Origin of the sequence: Methylobacterium sp. V23 (assembly GCF_002917135.1) — a bacterium.
Classification (GTDB): domain Bacteria; phylum Pseudomonadota; class Alphaproteobacteria; order Rhizobiales; family Beijerinckiaceae; genus Methylobacterium.
Map to the genome: position 1 here is coordinate 1 of NZ_PDHT01000135.1, position 1026 is coordinate 1026.

General features: G+C 64.1%; 1 protein-coding gene and 2 pseudogenes. 1 reads left to right on the forward strand and 2 read right to left on the reverse strand.

The annotated features are described in order from the left end of the window. Together CRT23_RS27645 and CRT23_RS28820 are read right to left on the reverse strand one after the other, a co-directional pair. Positions 1 to 394, reverse strand: a pseudogene (locus tag CRT23_RS27645) (2OG-Fe(II) oxygenase); the annotation flags it as partial. Between the two features lie 12 nt (positions 395 to 406). Next, positions 407 to 556, reverse strand: a complete 150-nt coding sequence (locus tag CRT23_RS28820) for a hypothetical protein (RefSeq protein ID WP_181017507.1) — start codon at positions 554 to 556, stop codon at positions 407 to 409. 281 nt (positions 557 to 837) lie between these two features. Here CRT23_RS28820 and CRT23_RS27650 point away from each other — a divergent pair. Then, a pseudogene (locus CRT23_RS27650) lies at positions 838 to 1026 on the forward strand (helix-turn-helix domain-containing protein); the annotation flags it as partial.

The window sequence follows — 1026 nt, forward strand, 5'->3', positions numbered from 1 at the left end:
CCCGGAAGCAGTGCACCTTCTCGATCTCGGGAACGACCCGGCGCAGGATGCGCGCCTGTGTCTGCGCCATCAGCGTCCGGTCCTCGATCGTGTAGTCCTTGCGCACCTGGTGTCTGTGGTCCTGCACGCCGACTGTCTTGGCATACACCTCGCGCATGAAGCCGCCTTGCTCACCGCCATGCGCCTCATACAAGCCGATCAGGTGCTGGCAGAACTCGGGCTCCAACACGTTGGATAGGACGAGCACGGGAGCGTGGACCTCAAACTCGGCAAAACGGACGGTTGGCGGCAGTGCATGGAGGTAGGCGAACAGGGCTGCGTGCTCGGGGAGCGAATATACCTTGAGGACGCGCAGTGTTGGATCAAGAAGCATCCAGAACCGCTTGGTCGGCACGGTAGCGCCCGGCTACGCACCCCGGGATACGGCGCTATAGAGGCGGTTCACCACCATGTCGAAGTCCCAGAAGTAGCGCAATCCGGGCATGCTCGCCCTGCCCCGGTCCTGTGCCTCGTCGGCTGGGTCGATGCTGACACCGAAGAAGCAGGCGCGCGTCATCGAAGTGCGAGCGGTTGGCCAGGGCGGCGTTGACCGCCACCTGGTCCAGCGCGTCGTCGGCTGAGCCGAAGAAGTACCGGACGATGTAGCGCTCGGCTGCCGAGTTGAAGGTATAGAGCGGGCTGCTGGTAGAGCGCCGCCAGAACCAGGAGGCGAGATCGCCGGGCAAGAGTTGAGCGAAGGCGGACGCTAGAGCGGTGTCCCATCGGCTTGAATCGTTTGTGGTTTCGAGAGCGGCGTAGATGTGATTCGATACCCGGCTTTCCCTGGAGGAGAGCCGGATGCCCTTAGCCCTGTCAGCGGATCTGCGTGAGCGCGTCGTAATAGCGATCGAGGCAGGGACCTCACGTTGGGAAGCCGCCAGACGGTTCCAGGTCAGTCCCGCCAGCGCCGTGCGCTGGCACAAGGCCTTCGTCGGGAAGGGCGCACACGGGCAAAGCCGATGGGCGGCGATCAGCGCTCGCACGCCA